The 14,732-nt window shown below is 67.5% G+C and carries 25 protein-coding genes and 1 pseudogene; 21 read left to right on the top strand and 5 right to left on the bottom strand.

The features are described from left to right. Nucleotides 1-246: 246 nt before the first annotated feature. Together ACIO3P_RS16210 and ACIO3P_RS16215 are read left to right on the top strand one after the other, a co-directional pair. Nucleotides 247-1,827: an alpha-1,2-mannosidase gene (locus tag ACIO3P_RS16210; RefSeq protein WP_329828585.1), complete on the top strand. Its 1,581-nt coding sequence runs from the start codon at nucleotides 247-249 to the stop codon at nucleotides 1,825-1,827. A 313-nt stretch (nucleotides 1,828-2,140) separates the two neighbouring features. Then, complete coding sequence (locus ACIO3P_RS16215) at nucleotides 2,141-3,031, top strand: calcium-binding protein (RefSeq protein WP_329828586.1); 891 nt, start codon at nucleotides 2,141-2,143, stop codon at nucleotides 3,029-3,031. Nucleotides 3,032-3,144: 113 nt separating this feature from the next. Here ACIO3P_RS16215 and ACIO3P_RS16220 read toward each other — a convergent pair. Beyond that, nucleotides 3,145-3,228: pseudogene (locus ACIO3P_RS16220) on the bottom strand (alpha/beta hydrolase); the annotation flags it as partial. Nucleotides 3,229-3,365: 137 nt separating this feature from the next. Here ACIO3P_RS16220 and ACIO3P_RS16225 point away from each other — a divergent pair. After that, nucleotides 3,366-3,569 carry a DUF397 domain-containing protein gene (locus ACIO3P_RS16225; protein WP_401854691.1) on the top strand — a complete coding sequence of 68 codons (204 nt, stop codon included), beginning with the start codon at nucleotides 3,366-3,368 and terminating at the stop codon, nucleotides 3,567-3,569. Between the two features lie 55 nt (nucleotides 3,570-3,624). Here ACIO3P_RS16225 and ACIO3P_RS16230 read toward each other — a convergent pair whose 3' ends face one another. The 4 genes from ACIO3P_RS16230 to ACIO3P_RS16245 form a co-directional block, all read right to left on the bottom strand. Then, nucleotides 3,625-3,993 (bottom strand): helix-turn-helix transcriptional regulator, encoded by a 369-nt coding sequence (locus ACIO3P_RS16230; RefSeq protein ID WP_329828590.1) that lies wholly within the window; start codon nucleotides 3,991-3,993, stop codon nucleotides 3,625-3,627. Beyond that, nucleotides 3,990-4,361 carry a type II toxin-antitoxin system RelE/ParE family toxin gene (locus tag ACIO3P_RS16235; RefSeq protein WP_401792146.1) on the bottom strand — a complete coding sequence of 124 codons (372 nt, stop codon included), beginning with the start codon at nucleotides 4,359-4,361 and terminating at the stop codon, nucleotides 3,990-3,992. The genes ACIO3P_RS16230 and ACIO3P_RS16235 overlap by 4 nt, the downstream gene beginning before the upstream one ends. 263 nt (nucleotides 4,362-4,624) lie before the next feature. Further along, nucleotides 4,625-5,080, bottom strand: a complete 456-nt coding sequence (locus tag ACIO3P_RS16240) for an RlpA-like double-psi beta-barrel domain-containing protein (RefSeq protein WP_329828592.1) — start codon at nucleotides 5,078-5,080, stop codon at nucleotides 4,625-4,627. 142 nt (nucleotides 5,081-5,222) lie between these two features. Next, a complete protein-coding gene (locus ACIO3P_RS16245; protein ID WP_401854688.1) occupies nucleotides 5,223-5,771 on the bottom strand; it encodes a hypothetical protein in 549 nt (182 codons plus the stop codon). A gap of 541 nt (nucleotides 5,772-6,312) precedes the next feature. On the opposite strand from ACIO3P_RS16245, the gene rpsJ reads away from it, so the two are divergent. The 18 genes from rpsJ to rplR all read left to right on the top strand — a co-directional run bounded on the left by rpsJ (nucleotide 6,313) and on the right by rplR (nucleotide 14,730). Further along, the gene (gene rpsJ / locus ACIO3P_RS16250) at nucleotides 6,313-6,621 is read left to right on the top strand and encodes a 30S ribosomal protein S10 (RefSeq protein ID WP_003948644.1); all 309 of its coding nucleotides are present in this window, start codon (nucleotides 6,313-6,315) and stop codon (nucleotides 6,619-6,621) included. A 14-nt stretch (nucleotides 6,622-6,635) separates the two neighbouring features. After that, on the top strand, nucleotides 6,636-7,280 hold the full coding sequence (rplC, locus tag ACIO3P_RS16255) for a 50S ribosomal protein L3 (protein WP_329828610.1): 645 nt from the start codon (nucleotides 6,636-6,638) through the stop codon (nucleotides 7,278-7,280). A gap of 8 nt (nucleotides 7,281-7,288) precedes the next feature. Beyond that, nucleotides 7,289-7,942 carry a 50S ribosomal protein L4 gene (gene rplD / locus ACIO3P_RS16260; RefSeq protein WP_329828612.1) on the top strand — a complete coding sequence of 218 codons (654 nt, stop codon included), beginning with the start codon at nucleotides 7,289-7,291 and terminating at the stop codon, nucleotides 7,940-7,942. After that, a complete protein-coding gene (gene rplW / locus ACIO3P_RS16265) occupies nucleotides 7,942-8,259 on the top strand; it encodes a 50S ribosomal protein L23 (protein WP_249948333.1) in 318 nt (105 codons plus the stop codon). The genes rplD and rplW overlap by 1 nt, the downstream gene beginning before the upstream one ends. 50 nt (nucleotides 8,260-8,309) lie before the next feature. After that, nucleotides 8,310-9,146: a 50S ribosomal protein L2 gene (rplB, locus tag ACIO3P_RS16270; RefSeq protein WP_129770859.1), complete on the top strand. Its 837-nt coding sequence runs from the start codon at nucleotides 8,310-8,312 to the stop codon at nucleotides 9,144-9,146. A gap of 12 nt (nucleotides 9,147-9,158) precedes the next feature. Beyond that, nucleotides 9,159-9,440 carry a 30S ribosomal protein S19 gene (gene rpsS / locus ACIO3P_RS16275; RefSeq protein WP_003966956.1) on the top strand — a complete coding sequence of 94 codons (282 nt, stop codon included), beginning with the start codon at nucleotides 9,159-9,161 and terminating at the stop codon, nucleotides 9,438-9,440. 40 nt (nucleotides 9,441-9,480) lie between these two features. Continuing rightward, entirely contained in the window at nucleotides 9,481-9,828 is a 348-nt protein-coding gene (gene rplV / locus ACIO3P_RS16280) for a 50S ribosomal protein L22 (RefSeq protein WP_329828615.1), read from the top strand. Further along, nucleotides 9,828-10,676 carry a 30S ribosomal protein S3 gene (gene rpsC, locus ACIO3P_RS16285; protein WP_329828617.1) on the top strand — a complete coding sequence of 283 codons (849 nt, stop codon included), beginning with the start codon at nucleotides 9,828-9,830 and terminating at the stop codon, nucleotides 10,674-10,676. Before rplV ends, rpsC begins: the two co-directional genes overlap by 1 nt. Nucleotides 10,677-10,681: 5 nt before the next feature. Then, the gene (rplP, locus tag ACIO3P_RS16290) at nucleotides 10,682-11,101 is read left to right on the top strand and encodes a 50S ribosomal protein L16 (RefSeq protein WP_003966953.1); all 420 of its coding nucleotides are present in this window, start codon (nucleotides 10,682-10,684) and stop codon (nucleotides 11,099-11,101) included. After that, nucleotides 11,101-11,325, top strand: coding sequence for a 50S ribosomal protein L29 (gene rpmC / locus ACIO3P_RS16295; RefSeq protein ID WP_031230018.1), 225 nt, complete (start codon nucleotides 11,101-11,103; stop codon nucleotides 11,323-11,325). The genes rplP and rpmC overlap by 1 nt, the downstream gene beginning before the upstream one ends. After that, nucleotides 11,325-11,609 (top strand): 30S ribosomal protein S17, encoded by a 285-nt coding sequence (gene rpsQ / locus ACIO3P_RS16300; protein ID WP_329828618.1) that lies wholly within the window; start codon nucleotides 11,325-11,327, stop codon nucleotides 11,607-11,609. The genes rpmC and rpsQ overlap by 1 nt, the downstream gene beginning before the upstream one ends. A gap of 119 nt (nucleotides 11,610-11,728) precedes the next feature. Further along, the gene (rplN, locus tag ACIO3P_RS16305) at nucleotides 11,729-12,097 is read left to right on the top strand and encodes a 50S ribosomal protein L14 (protein WP_003966950.1); all 369 of its coding nucleotides are present in this window, start codon (nucleotides 11,729-11,731) and stop codon (nucleotides 12,095-12,097) included. Nucleotides 12,098-12,099: 2 nt separating this feature from the next. Next, nucleotides 12,100-12,423 carry a 50S ribosomal protein L24 gene (gene rplX, locus ACIO3P_RS16310; RefSeq protein ID WP_329828619.1) on the top strand — a complete coding sequence of 108 codons (324 nt, stop codon included), beginning with the start codon at nucleotides 12,100-12,102 and terminating at the stop codon, nucleotides 12,421-12,423. After that, nucleotides 12,423-12,983 carry a 50S ribosomal protein L5 gene (rplE, locus tag ACIO3P_RS16315; RefSeq protein ID WP_030351443.1) on the top strand — a complete coding sequence of 187 codons (561 nt, stop codon included), beginning with the start codon at nucleotides 12,423-12,425 and terminating at the stop codon, nucleotides 12,981-12,983. Before rplX ends, rplE begins: the two co-directional genes overlap by 1 nt. Before the next feature lie 2 nt (nucleotides 12,984-12,985). After that, on the top strand, nucleotides 12,986-13,171 hold the full coding sequence (locus ACIO3P_RS16320; RefSeq protein WP_003948630.1) for a type Z 30S ribosomal protein S14: 186 nt from the start codon (nucleotides 12,986-12,988) through the stop codon (nucleotides 13,169-13,171). 212 nt (nucleotides 13,172-13,383) lie between these two features. Then, complete coding sequence (rpsH, locus tag ACIO3P_RS16325) at nucleotides 13,384-13,782, top strand: 30S ribosomal protein S8 (protein ID WP_319680019.1); 399 nt, start codon at nucleotides 13,384-13,386, stop codon at nucleotides 13,780-13,782. 21 nt (nucleotides 13,783-13,803) lie between these two features. Then, the gene (gene rplF / locus ACIO3P_RS16330) at nucleotides 13,804-14,343 is read left to right on the top strand and encodes a 50S ribosomal protein L6 (RefSeq protein WP_329828620.1); all 540 of its coding nucleotides are present in this window, start codon (nucleotides 13,804-13,806) and stop codon (nucleotides 14,341-14,343) included. A 3-nt stretch (nucleotides 14,344-14,346) separates the two neighbouring features. Further along, complete coding sequence (gene rplR / locus ACIO3P_RS16335) at nucleotides 14,347-14,730, top strand: 50S ribosomal protein L18 (RefSeq protein ID WP_114659653.1); 384 nt, start codon at nucleotides 14,347-14,349, stop codon at nucleotides 14,728-14,730. The last annotated feature ends 2 nt before the right edge of the window (nucleotides 14,731-14,732 follow it).

Consider the following 14,732-nt stretch of genomic DNA (forward strand, 5'->3'; position numbering starts at 1 on the left):
ACGTTGCCGTCGCGTCAGGGTCAAGAGGCGCCGCCCGTACGTAAATACGCGTTCGGTACTGGGCTGTGCCACCGGGGGCCACATCCGGCATCGGTCGGCAAGTCCCCCACCCGTTAACGCAGTTGACGTTCCGGCGTCGACGTTCCGGTGAAGTCCGGGGCGTTGTCAGTGGGCGCCGGTACGGTTCTGGGAAATGCCGCCGGTTCGCGTCGCTCGGGCCGGTACCGGACGACGCTAGGAACGCACATGGAACCGGTCTTCGCTGATTTCTCCATCCGCCCTGCCCGGCTGTCGAACGCCGTCGTCGCCCATCACCGGTGCGGGGTCGCCTCCTCGCATCTCGCGCTGGGCGGCGGCGGATACATCAAGCTGGACTTCACGGTGGACGAGCGGGAGGAGATCGCCGAGGCCGCCATCACGGTGACCACCCTCGGCGGCGACGTGCCGATGGACGTCAGCCTCAACGGCAAGGCGCTCGGCGAGCGCCAGGCCGTCCCGGCGGACGGCGGCCTCGGCGCTCCCCAACAGGCCGCGTTCCAGGCCGTGTTCGCTGCTCCCGGTGATCTGCTGGCGCCCGGCGACAACATCCTGGAGATACGCAGCCCGGAAGGCGCGGACACGCTCCTGCGCCTGCGCGCCGTCACCGTCGACCCCGCCCACGACAGGGGCCGCGCCGAGCGGGCGCTCGTGGCCAGGGTGGCGGACATCCGGTCGGTCGTCACCTTCGACACCGAGCGCCGCACGCCCGGCACCACCGTGTGGCAGCCCGCACCCCAGCTCCTGTTCCACCTCGACGCCGGCGACCGGGCCGTCCCCGCCCACCTCGCCTGGCGCGGCGCGGACGGCTCGGAGGCCGCGATCGGGGTGCGCGCCGATCTGTCGGGGTTCCAGGGGCACTGGCGGGGAGCCGACGGAGCGCTCGCCGAGTACCGCGGCACCCTCACGGACCGCTCGGCCTACCCCGAGGGCACGACCGACGCCCCGCTCTACCTCTTCTCGACGGAGGAGGCCCAGGGCGAGAGCTGGTCCCCGTCCGGAGAGCTGAAGCTGCTGCTCGACGCGGGCGGGACCCCGGTGGAGCGCGTGTCCTGGACCGACCGGCTCGGCAACACCGCGTCCATCGAGCTGAGCCCGGCCGCCGCCCCCGCAGTGGAGACGGCCACCACCGGCGAACTGCACGACGTCACCCGTACGGTCACCGGCATACGGGCGAGCGAGGAGTTCGGCGCGGCGGGGGAGATCGCGGAGAACCTGCTCCGCAGCTCGCACAACAAGTGGCTGGCGCACGAGGACACCGCCGACATCGAGTTCGTCCTCGACCCGCCCGCCGCGGTCTCCACGTACCGGCTGACCTCGGCGAACGACGCCCCGGGCCGGGATCCGCGGGACTGGGTGCTGGCCGGTTCGTACGACGGACGCACCTGGTCGGACCTGGACTCCCGCAGCGGCGAACGCTTCCGGGGGCGCTTCGAGACGAACGAATACGAGTTCACCAACACCACGCCCTACACCCACTACCGCCTGTCCATCACCGACAACGCGGGCAGCAGCGAGATCCAGCTCTCCCAGATCGAGCTCTTCGCCGGTGAGATCATCACGGGCCCGACGCCCGACTCCGCCGACTTCACCGGCTACCGCACACCCGCCGGGGGCGAACCGGTCGGCTACCGGGGCACGACCGTCCCCGGCCCGTGGTCCGACACGGAGCCGAAGGACGGCCGCGGGGAGGAGCTGCTCGCCGGTGAGCTGGGCGAGACGGCCCGCACCCTGGACGAGGCGGCCCGTCTCATCGACAAGCTGGCGGCGTACCTGAAGCACGCCGGCTGAGCGTGAGGAATTCCGGATTCGGCGTCAGATCGAATCCGGGACCGGTCCGGGGTCTGAAAGCAGGGAGCCCACCATTCACCTGACCAAAGGTGAAATCAACCTGACCCAAGATGAATTCAGGCTTAACCACACCTGAAGAAATATCTTGCCGAATTCGGCTCGTCCGACCGGAAGTCACAGGTCACGAAGGTCTGCGGCATCCGAGCCGTCCGCGCGACGACGTGATCCGTACGGCGCGAGAGGGCAACCAAGTGCATAACTCGGCCATCCCACATGGTTGTTGGAGCCACATACTCCTCATGGAGGTTATGCAATGCCCTCTCGTCATGTCAGTGGCCGGATCACCCGCGCCGCCTCGGCGCTGACCCTGGCCCTCGGTGCGGGGCTGGCCGCTCCGGTGCTCCTCGCCGGTACGGCCAGTGCCGCCGCGCCGTCGGCCACCGCCGCGCTCGACGGCAGGTCGGTCGTCTACACGGCCGCCTCCGGCCAGACCAACAAGCCGGCCGTCACCGCCTCGAAGGCCGGGGAGAACATCACGTACGTCATCGACGACGTCGTCACGATCAGCGCGGGCAGCGGCTGCACCTACCCCAGCGGCACGGACCGCACGAAGGTCTCCTGCACGGTGGCCACACTGGAGAGCCAGGACCCGTACGCCACTCTCAGGATGTCCCTCGGCGACGGCGACGATGTCGTCACGTACACCAACAGGACCGACCAGGCGTACTACTTCGCCTCGACCGACCTGGGCGCAGGCAAGGACACGCTGACCGAGTCCGGCGGCGTCCAGGGCAACGGCGTCATCGGCGGCGCGGGCGACGACACCCTCACGGTGGGGGAGGTCACGGTGGCGCTCGGCGGCGACGACAACGACACGATCCACGCGGCAGACGGCACCATCGCGCAGGGCGGCGCGGGCGACGACACGATCTACGCCCAGGGCGACGTCGACGGCGGTACCGGCAGCGACGAGATCCACGGCGGCGCGGAAGGCCAGAGCCTGACCGGCGGCGACGGCGACGACACGATCCACGGCGACGCCGGGAACGACTTCGTCTACGGAGGCAAGGGCAACGACGTCCTGTACGGGGACGACGGCGACGACACGATCTACGGGAACAGCGGCGACGACAAACTGTACGGCGGCGCCGGCACGGACACCCTCTCCGGCGGCCCCGGCAAGAACGTAGTAAGCCAGGACTGACACCGGACGCCCCCCCCGGCCCGGGAACCGCCCGCGCACCGCGCGGTTCCCGGGCCGGGGGTCCGTCACCGGCCGACGACGGCCGCCGCCAGGATCCGCGCCAGTTCACGCGGCCCGACGGGGATCCCCGCGTAGCTGTGCCCGACGAGAACGACATCACGCAGGTCGAGCCGCTCGACCTCCGCGACCACATCCCGCGCAGTCCACCGAAGCCAGGGTTTCCGGGCTGCGGGCTCCCGGCGCCAGGGCGAGTTCGGCCCACACGGTCTTGCAGGGCGGCGGCCCCGGCACAACGCCCCACGCATCGGCGAATCGAGAAAGCGCTGGGAGAGACATGACCCGCGAGCCGTCGACCGGGAACCCGACCGACCCGCAGTGGTTCAAGAGCAGTTACAGCGGCAGCAACGACAACGACTGCGTCGAGGTCTGCGCGGCGCCGCACGCGGCGGTCCTGGTCCGCGACTCCAAGGCCATCGACCGCCCCCACCTCGGCTCCGCCGCCGAGGCGTGGGCCGCCTTCGTGGCAGTCGCGGCCTGACGCGTACGTGAAGTCGGCCCCGTGGTGGACCGAGGGGCGTACGTGTGACCGTGCCTCAAGCCGCCGAATGCCGTCCGTCCGCCGGTGTGGCCTCCGACTGATGGTGATCGTGGGGGGTGAAGGCGAAGGCGGACGTGTCCCCATCAAGATCGATGGTCATTGACGCGTCCAAGGCTTTGGCGAGCCGGGTGAGCAGAGACAAGGTCGGCACGGAGTCACCGCCCTCGATGTGGGAGATCTGCGGCTGGGTCATCTCGGCCCTCCGCGCCAGCTCGGCCTGCGAAAGCCCGAGCGCAGTGCGCCGGTCGTAGACAGCCTGGCCCAGCCCGAACGCATACCCGGCTTCGACATAGGCGCGAGACTCGTCGACCGATTCCCCCAGAAGCTTCCTGGTCCGGCGGGTCTTCCACTGGGAGTGGTTCACGGGTTCTCCTCCTTCGTCCGGTCATAGCTGTGCCTGGCAGGGTCGTGGTCCGCCTCGCACACCTTCTGCACCTGCTGGGCCCGCTCGACTTCGGCGTCCTCGCGCTGCCTGGTCTTACGGAACACGGTCAACAGCACAATGCGCCGGTCAGGAGCGAGCCAGTAGGTGATGCGGACGGCATTGCCGTCCATGGTGAATCGCAGCTCTCGCACCTTGCCACCGAGGTGACGGGCATAAGGCTCCCCCAAAGTGGTCGGCTGGGCCGCGAGCATGTCGGCAGCGCGTTCGGCTTTGTCGTAATGCGCGTCCGTCAGGAGCTCCAGCCACTGCCGGACCTCCGGTTCGATCTCAATCCGCCACGGGTCCACGTCTCTGACTATACAGAAATCTATATAAGCTCGACGCCGGTGTACTGGGGCGTCGCCCACGCCCAGGCCGGGCGGCCGTGGGTGGACGATGAGCTCGGCTGTGGGCTTGGCGTCCCGCGGCCCCGCCCCTCCCCATCCAGCGGCTCAGCGCTCCGCCTGTCGCACCCATGGCCCGGCGGAGGACGCCGCGGTGAAGTCGGCACCCCGCCGGGGAGGGGCCGGGGCGCGTACGCCCCGGCCGCCACGTGTGCCCGTGCCTAGGGTCAGACCCAGTCCCAGCTCACGTTGATCCGGCCGGCGTTGAGATCGCCGATCCGGGAGAACGCGGTGGGGCTGAGGTCCACGTCGTTGGTGGCGCAGCTCATGCACTTGTCCACGACTCTCACGACGACGGAGCCGAGCGGGCCGTTGACCCGGATCTGCCGTCCGCACTGGGGCGAGTTGTTGGGGTTGGGGTAGTTGCCGTACAGCGTGGTCGAGATCGCCACGACCAGCTCACTGTCGTTGTTGAACCAACCACACGCGCCGAGGCCGGTGTTGTACCAGGTGGCCTGGCCGGTGGCCTGCGCGCCGCTGGGCGCCGCCGCGGCCGGGGCGGCGGTGGCGGCGACCGCGCCCAGGGCGAGCAGGGACGAGGCCGCGGTCAGCGCTGCCGCGGTGCGGGCGGCGCGGGGGCGGGTGGGGGCGTTGTTCCGGGTCGTGGCTGTGGTGGGGGACATGCGAGCAACCCTTCGAACGGTGGTAGGTGCCTTGGTCTAGACCAGGGTTGCCTGGAGGGGAGTGCTTTCCCAGAGCGTTTCCGGCTCACCTACTGCACCTTCTGGCCAACCCGCCCCACCGGACCGCCTGACCCGGCTCGCCTCAAGTGCGTCTCGGTTTACGGGGCTTGCCCCAACGGCCGTGCGGCCGGTTCCGGGCCCGGGCGAGCATCGCCTCGCCGAACCGGGTCCGGCTCTCGACGGCTCGTTGTGGTGGTTCGAGCACGGTCGCAGCCGACCGCCACGGGACCAGAGAGGTCCAGCCGACCAGCGGCATGGTCTCGTTGTAATGAGGGGCGAACCGCTCCGTGGCGAGGGCGGGCATCCGATAGCCCTGGCCCCGTACGTGCTCCGTGAAGGACTCGGGCAGCACGACATGGTGCGTCTCGACGTAGTGGGGGAAGTCCAGGCGCCAGAGCCAGGTGCCGTCGGTGAGCAGTGATGAGCAGCCCGCGGAGTGCCGGTGGCCGAGCCCGGTGATGACGTCGCGCCCTCCTTCCATGACGTCGATGAGGGCATGGCCGGCGTCCAGATAGGCGACCAGGCCGGCCTCGTCCGGCTCGCCGGTGGGCCGGACGGCGTCGTGCACGGATCCGTTCGGTCGGTCCGGGAGGTCGTCGAGTTCGTCGTAGAAGCCCAGCAGGCCCAGCACGGTGTCTCCTCCATCGATGGGGCCGGGTGCTCGCGGATCAGGGCGGCCCGCACATTCACCGAGAGTGACGGTTACGTTTCCGTGTGTGCCCGCTCGGCGGCCTGTTCGGGTGGCGGAGATTCGCCGATCCGGAGGTGGGGTACGCTTCTGGGCCCTGATTGGCCAGGGCCGACGCGCCTATGGCACACTGTTCAGGTTGCTCGGTTGAGTGCCAATGCTGCGCGCCTCCCGCCGGGAGGACCGGAAGCGAGTCCCACAGTACTCGTCGTCTCCAACTGCCTTACGGGGCAGCGCTGGGGCCGGACGTACGGGAATCTTCCGGGAAGTGTCAGCGGGGTACCGGCCAGGCTCCCGGTGGCGGAACGCGAATCACCCGCGGTTCTCCCCGGTTCGCGGACGTTGGGCCCGCACCCCTGGCAGGGAAAATCCTTCGGGAGATTTTCGTGGACGGGGACGCGACACGCCCGACCGCGTGGGTCGGAGAAGAGCCCGGAACCACCGGGTCCCAGAGCGTTACGAGAGACAGGACTACGAAGCAGCCATGGCGGGACAGAAGATCCGCATCCGGCTCAAGGCCTACGACCACGAGGTCATCGATTCCTCGGCGAAGAAGATCGTCGAGACGGTGACGCGTACTGGTGCGTCGGTCGCGGGCCCGGTGCCGCTGCCCACTGAGAAGAACGTGTACTGCGTCATCAAGTCGCCGCACAAGTACAAGGACTCGCGCGAGCACTTCGAGATGCGCACGCACAAGCGCCTGATCGACATCCTCGACCCGACGCCCAAGACCGTTGACTCGCTGATGCGCCTGGACCTTCCGGCCGGCGTTGACATCGAGATCAAGCTCTGAGAGGCGCGGAAGAGATGGCAAAGCAGATCAAGGGTGTCCTGGGCGAGAAGCTCGGCATGACCCAGGTCTGGGACGAGAACAACCGTGTCGTCCCGGTGACCGTGGTGAAGGCCGGACCCTGCGTCGTGACCCAGGTCCGTACGAATGACTCCGACGGCTACGAGTCGGTCCAGATCGCCTTCGGCGAGATCGACCCGCGCAAGGTGAACAAGCCCCTCAAGGGCCACTTCGCCAAGGCCGACGTGACCCCCCGCCGCCACCTGGTGGAGCTGCGGACCTCCGACGCGAGCGAGTACACGCTCGGCCAGGAGATCACCGCCGCCACGTTCGAGTCCGGCGTCAAGGTCGACGTCACGGGCAAGAGCAAGGGCAAGGGCTTCGCCGGTGTCATGAAGCGTCACAACTTCAAGGGCCTCGGCGCCGGTCACGGCACCCAGCGCAAGCACCGCTCTCCCGGTTCCATCGGTGGCTGCGCCACCCCGGGCCGTGTGTTCAAGGGCCTCCGCATGGCGGGCCGTATGGGCAACGAGCGGGTCACCACCCAGAACCTGACCGTTCACGCCGTTGACGCGGAGAAGGGCCTGCTCCTGATCAAGGGCGCGGTTCCTGGTCCGAACGGCGGCCTCGTCCTGGTCCGTACCGCGGCCAAGGGGGCCTGAGGTAACTGATGAGCACCGTTGACATCCTTTCGCCGGCAGGCGACAAGGCCGGGACCGTCGAACTCCCTTCGGAGATCTTCGACGCCAAGGTCAGCATTCCGCTGATCCACCAGGTCGTTGTCGCCCAGCTGGCCGCTGCCCGACAGGGCACGCACAAGACCAAGACCCGCGGCGAAGTCCGTGGCGGTGGCAAGAAGCCGTACCGCCAGAAGGGCACCGGCCGCGCCCGTCAGGGTTCGACCCGCGCTCCGCAGTTCGCCGGTGGTGGCGTCGTCCACGGCCCCGTGCCGCGTGACTACTCGCAGCGGACCCCGAAGAAGATGAAGGCCGCCGCCCTGCGCGGTGCCCTCACCGACCGGGCCCGTCACTCTCGTATCCACGTCGTCTCCGGCCTGGTCGAGGACGCGGTGTCCACCAAGGCCGCGAAGACCCTGCTGGGCAAGATCAGCGAGCGGAAGAACGTGCTCCTGGTCGTCGAGCAGGCCGACGAGGCCGCGTGGCTCTCCGCCCGCAACCTGCCCCAGGTGCACATCCTGGCGCCGGGCCAGCTCAACACGTACGACGTGATCGTCTCCGACGACGTGGTCTTCACCCAGGCCGCTTTCGAGTCCTTCGTGTCTGGCCCCCAGAAGGCCGATGACAACGAGGGGAGCGAAGCCTGATGGCCGAGATCACCAGCAAGACCTTCCACGACCACCGCGACATTCTTGTCAAGCCGGTTGTGTCCGAGAAGAGCTACGCGCTGCTCGACGAGAACAAGTACACGTTCATCGTGGCGCCCACGGCCAACAAGACCCAGATCAAGCAGGCCGTGGAAGCGGTCTTCTCGGTCAAGGTCGCCGGGGTCAACACGATCAACCGTCAGGGCAAGCGCAAGCGCACCCGCACCGGTTTCGGTAAGCGCGCCAACACCAAGCGCGCCATCGTGACCCTCGCTGAGGGCGACCGTATCGACATCTTCGGCGGACCGACCTCCTGACGGAGGTCGAGACGTCCAGGATCCGGAATTCTTCCGAGGACTGAGAGACAATGGGTATCCGCAAGTACAAGCCGACGACCCCGGGCCGTCGTGGCTCCAGCGTCGCCGACTTTGTCGAGATCACGCGGTCCACGCCGGAGAAGTCGCTGGTCCGCCCGCTGCACAGCAAGGGCGGCCGTAACAACGCCGGTCGTGTGACCGTTCGCCACCAGGGTGGTGGCCACAAGCGCGCCTACCGCGTGATCGACTTCCGTCGTCACGACAAGGACGGCGTGCCTGCCAAGGTCGCGCACATCGAGTACGACCCGAACCGCACCGCGCGCATCGCGCTGCTCCACTACGCGGACGGCGAGAAGCGCTACATCATCGCCCCCCGTGGCCTGGCGCAGGGCGCCCGTGTCGAGAACGGTCCGGCCGCCGACATCAAGCCCGGCAACAACCTGGCGCTGCGCAACATCCCGGTCGGTACGACCATCCACGCCATCGAGCTGCGGCCCGGCGGCGGCGCGAAGTTCGCCCGTTCCGCGGGTGCCTCCGTGCAGCTCCTGGCGAAGGAGGGCTCCATGGCCCACCTCCGCATGCCGTCCGGCGAGATCCGGCTGGTCGACGTCCGCTGCCGCGCCACCATCGGCGAGGTCGGTAACGCCGAGCAGTCGAACATCAACTGGGGCAAGGCCGGCCGTATGCGCTGGAAGGGCGTCCGCCCGACCGTCCGCGGTGTCGCGATGAACCCGGTCGACCACCCGCACGGTGGTGGTGAGGGCAAGACCTCCGGTGGTCGCCACCCGGTCAGCCCGTGGGGTCAGAAGGAGGGTCGTACTCGCTCGCCGAAGAAGGCAAGCAGCAAGTACATCGTCCGCCGCCGCAAGACGAACAAGAAGCGCTAGGAGCGGGTTTAGATGCCGCGCAGTCTCAAGAAGGGGCCCTTCGTCGACGGACACCTCATCAAGAAGGTGGACGTACAGAACGAGGCAGGCACCAAGAACGTCATCAAGACCTGGTCCCGTCGCTCGATGATCGTCCCGGCCATGCTCGGCCACACGATCGCGGTGCACAACGGCAAGATTCATGTCCCGGTGTTCGTCACCGAGTCCATGGTCGGCCACAAGCTCGGCGAGTTCTCGCCGACTCGCACCTTCCGCGGCCACGTCAAGGACGACCGGAAGTCGAAGCGCCGCTAGCGCGGGGTGACTGACTATGACTTACACCGAAGGGACAACCATGGAAGCCAGGGCCCAGGCGCGGTACATCCGCGTCACGCCCATGAAGGCCCGCCGCGTGGTGGACCTCATCCGTGGCATGGATGCCACGGAGGCTCAGGCGGTCCTGCGCTTCGCCCCGCAGGCCGCGAGCGTGCCGGTCGGCAAGGTGCTGGACAGCGCCATTGCCAACGCCGCGCACAACTACGACCACACCGACGCCAATTCGCTGATCATCAGCGAGGCGTACGTGGACGAGGGTCCGACCCTGAAGCGGTTCCGGCCGCGCGCGCAGGGTCGTGCCTACCGGATCCGTAAGCGGACCAGCCACATCACCGTGGTCGTCAGCAGCAAGGAAGGAACCCGGTAATGGGCCAGAAGGTTAACCCGCATGGGTTCCGGCTCGGTATCACCACGGACTTCAAGTCCCGTTGGTACGCCGACAAGCTGTACAAGGACTACGTCAAGGAAGACGTTGCCATTCGTCGCATGATGACGAAGGGCATGGAGCGGGCCGGCATCTCCAAGGTGGAGATCGAGCGCACCCGTGACCGAGTCCGCGTCGACATCCACACCGCGCGTCCGGGCATCGTCATCGGCCGCCGCGGCGCCGAGGCCGACCGTATCCGCGGCGAGCTGGAGAAGCTGACCGGCAAGCAGGTCCAGCTCAACATCCTTGAGGTCAAGAACCCCGAGGTGGACGCTCAGCTCGTGGCCCAGGCCGTGGCCGAGCAGCTCTCCTCGCGTGTCTCCTTCCGTCGCGCCATGCGTAAGAGCATGCAGTCGACGATGAAGGCCGGCGCCAAGGGCATCAAGATCCAGTGCGGTGGCCGTCTCGGCGGCGCCGAGATGTCCCGCTCGGAGTTCTACCGCGAGGGCCGTGTGCCCCTGCACACGCTCCGTGCCAACGTCGACTACGGCTTCTTCGAGGCCAAGACGACCTTCGGCCGCATCGGTGTGAAGGTCTGGATCTACAAGGGCGACGTCAAGAACATCGCCGAGGTCCGCGCCGAGAACGCCGCGGCGCGCGCCGGCAACCGTCCCGCCCGTGGTGGCGGCAACGACCGTCCCGCCGGCCGTGGTGGCCGCGGTGGCGAGCGTGGCGGACGTGGCCGCAAGCCGCAGCAGAGCCCGGCAGCCGAGGCCCCCAAGGCCGACGCCGCCGCTGCTCCGGCCGCTGAGGCGACGACCTCTTCTACCGGCGGAACGGAGGCCTGACCGAAATGCTGATCCCCCGTAGGGTCAAGCACCGCAAGCAGCACCACCCCAAGCGCAGCGGTATGTCCAAGGGTGGAACGCAGGTTGCGTTCGGCGAGTACGGCATCCAGGCGCTGACCCCCGCGTACGTGACGAACCGGCAGATCGAGTCCGCTCGTATCGCCATGACGCGTCACATCAAGCGTGGCGGCAAGGTCTGGATCAACATCTACCCGGACCGTCCGCTCACGAAGAAGCCCGCCGAGACCCGCATGGGTTCCGGTAAGGGTTCCCCCGAGTGGTGGATCGCGAACGTCAAGCCGGGTCGCGTGATGTTCGAGCTGTCCTACCCGAACGAGAAGATTGCGCGTGAGGCGCTTACCCGCGCTGCTCACAAGCTTCCGATGAAGTGCCGGATCGTTCGGCGCGAGGCAGGTGAGTCGTGATGGCGGCCGTGACCAAGGCGTCCGAACTGCGCGAGCTGGGCAACGAGGAGCTTGTCGACAAGCTCCGCGAGGCCAAGGAAGAGCTGTTCAACCTCCGCTTCCAGGCGGCGACCGGTCAGCTCGAAAACCACGGGCGGCTGAAGCTCGTGCGCAAGGACATCGCGCGGATCTACACCCTGATGCGTGAGCGCGAGCTGGGCATCGAGACGGTGGAGAGCGCCTGATGACTGAGAACAACGTGACCGAGACCAAGGCCGCACGCGGAGACCGCAAGACCCGTGAGGGTCTCGTCGTCAGCGACAAGATGGACAAGACCGTCGTCGTCGCTGTCGAGGACCGCGTCAAGCACGCTCTGTACGGCAAGGTCATCCGCCGTACGAACAAGCTCAAGGCCCACGACGAGCAGAACGCCGCCGGCGTCGGCGACCGCGTCCTCCTGATGGAGACCCGGCCGCAGTCCGCCACGAAGCGGTGGCGCATCGTCGAGATCCTCGAGAAGGCCAAGTAACACCAGCAGGTCCCCCTCCGAGGGGGTTTCCCCTCGGAACAGTTCCGCCAGGCTCGGCGGGGAAGCGCGAGTGACTCGCGTTTCCCCGCCGGGAACCGGCAGACGATCAGGAGATAGACGTGATCCAGCAGGAGTCGCGACTGCGCGTCGCCGACAACACGGGTGCGAAGGAAATTCTCACCATCCGTGTTCTCGGTGGCTCGGGTCGCCGCTACGCGGGCATCGGTGACGTCATCGTCGCCACCGTCAAGGACGCGATCCCCGGTGGCAACGTGAAGAAGGGTGACGTCGTCAAGGCGGTCATCGTTCGCACCGTCAAGGAGCGTCGTCGTCAGGACGGCTCGTACATCCGCTTCGACGAGAACGCCGCCGTCATTCTGAAGAACGACGGCGACCCTCGCGGCACCCGTATCTTCGGCCCGGTGGGCCGTGAGCTGCGCGAGAAGAAGTTCATGAAGATCATCTCGCTCGCGCCGGAGGTGCTGTAAGCATGAAGATCAAGAAGGGCGACCTGGTTCAGGTCATCACCGGTAAGGACAAGGGCAAGCAGGGCAAGGTCATCGTGGCCTTCCCCACGCAGGACCGTGTTCTCGTCGAGGGTGTCAACCGGGTCAAGAAGCACACCAAGGCCGGCCAGACGGCTCGCGGTTCGCAGACCGGTGGCATCGTGACCACCGAAGCCCCCATCCACGTGAGCAACGTTCAGCTCGTCGTGGAGAAGGACGGCAAGAAGGTCGTTACCCGCGTCGGCTACCGCTTTGACGACGAGGGCAACAAGATCCGCGTTGCCAAGCGGACCGGTGAGGACATCTGATGACTGCGACCACTACCGCGCCGCGTCTGAAGCTGCGCTACCGCGAGGAGATCGCCGGAAAGCTGCGTGAGGAGTTCTCGTACGAGAACGTCATGCAGATCCCCGGCCTCGTCAAGATCGTGGTCAACATGGGTGTGGGCGACGCCGCCCGCGACTCCAAGCTGATCGAGGGTGCCATCAAGGACCTCACCACGATCACCGGCCAGAAGCCGTCCGTCACCAAGGCCCGCAAGTCGATCGCGCAGTTCAAGCTGCGCGAGGGGCAGCCGATCGGCTGCCACGTCACCCTCCGCGGTGACCGCATGTGGGAGTTCCTGGACCGTACGCTGTCGCTCGCGCTTCCGCGTATCCGTGACTTCCGCGGCCTGTCGCCGAAGCAGTTCGACGGCCGTGGCAACTACACCTTCGGTCTCACGGAGCAGGTCATGTTCCACGAGATCGACCAGGACAAGATCGACCGGGTCCGGGGCATGGACATCACCGTGGTCACCACGGCGACCAACGACGACGAGGGTCGTGCCCTCCTTCGTCACCTCGGCTTCCCGTTCAAGGAGAACTGACCGTGGCGAAGAAGGCTCTGATCGCTAAGGCCGCCCGTAAGCCGAAGTTCGGCGTGCGCGGTTACACCCGCTGCCAGCGCTGCGGCCGGCCCCACTCCGTCTACCGCAAGTTCGGCCTGTGCCGCGTGTGCCTTCGTGAGATGGCCCACCGTGGCGAGCTGCCGGGCGTGACCAAGAGCTCCTGGTAGTTCCCGTAAAGGGAATTACCCGACGCTCTCGGTAAGCAATTTGGTTGGTGGGAGCCCTCCTCCACATGCCGTAGGCTTGTGGGGTTGGGCGCCCGCCGTCCATGACTGACTTACTACGCCGTAGGTCCCCGCACCGCACCCGTCCCGACTCTGATCGGGGAGAGGGATGGCGCATACAGGAAACCCCGGCGAGAGAGGCCGAAGGCCAATTCATGACCATGACTGATCCCATCGCAGACATGCTCACGCGTCTGCGTAACGCGAACTCGGCATACCACGACGACGTCGTGATGCCGCACAGCAAGATCAAGTCGCACATCGCGGAGATCCTCCAGCAGGAGGGCTTCATCACCGGCTGGAAGGTCGAGGACGCCGAGGTCGGCAAGAACCTCGTCCTGGAGCTGAAGTTCGGCCCGAACCGCGAGCGTTCGATCGCCGGCATCAAGCGCATCTCCAAGCCGGGTCTGCGCGTGTACGCGAAGTCCACCAACCTGCCGAAGGTCCTCGGCGGCCTGGGCGTGGCGATCATCTCCACGTCCCACGGTCTCCTGACCGGCCAGCAGGCAGGCAAGAAGGGCGTAGGTGGGGAAGTCCTCGCCTACGTCTGGTAGTCGGGAACGGAGGAAAAGCTCATGTCGCGAATCGGCAAGCTCCCCATCCAGGTTCCCGCCGGTGTGGACGTCACCATCGATGGCCGCACGGTAGCGGTGAAGGGCCCCAAGGGCTCCCTCTCGCACACCGTCGCCGCGCCGATCGAGGTCACCAAGGGCGAGGACGGCACCCTCTCGGTGCTGCGCCCCAACGACGAGCGTCAGAACAAGGCCCTGCACGGCCTGTCCCGCACGCTGGTGGCGAACATGATCACCGGCGTGACCCAGGGATACATCAAGGCGCTCGAAATCAGCGGTGTCGGTTACCGCGTCCAGGCGAAGGGCTCCAACCTGGAGTTCGCCCTGGGCTACAGCCACCCGATCCTCATCGAGGCCCCCGAGGGCATCACCTTCAAGGTCGAGACGCCCACGAAGTTCACCGTCGAGGGCATCGACAAGCAGAAGGTCGGCGAGGTCGCCGCTAACATCCGCAAGCTGCGGAAGCCCGACCCGTACAAGGCCAAGGGCGTCAAGTACGCGGGCGAGGTCATCCGCCGCAAGGTCGGAAAGGCGGGTAAGTAAGCCATGGCATACGGTGTAAAGATCGCCAAGGGTGACGCGTACAAGCGCGCCGCCATCAAGCGCCGCCACATCCGCGTGCGCAAGCACGTCTCCGGTACGCCGGAGCGTCCTCGCCTCGTCGTGACGCGCTCCAACCGCAACATCGTGGCGCAGGTCATCGACGACATCGCGGGCCACACGCTCGCGTCGGCGTCGACCCTGGACACCTCGATCCGCGGTGGGGAGGGCGACAAGAGCGCCCAGGCGCAGAAGGTCGGCGCCCTGGTCGCCGAGCGCGCCAAGGCCGCGGGTGTCGAGGCCGTCGTGTTCGACCGTGGTGGCAACAGGTACGCCGGGCGCATTGCCGCTCTGGCTGACGCCGCCCGCGAAGCCGGGCTGAAGTTCTAGGC

The organism is Streptomyces sp. NPDC087310, from assembly GCF_044744405.1.
Classification (GTDB): domain Bacteria; phylum Actinomycetota; class Actinomycetes; order Streptomycetales; family Streptomycetaceae; genus Streptomyces.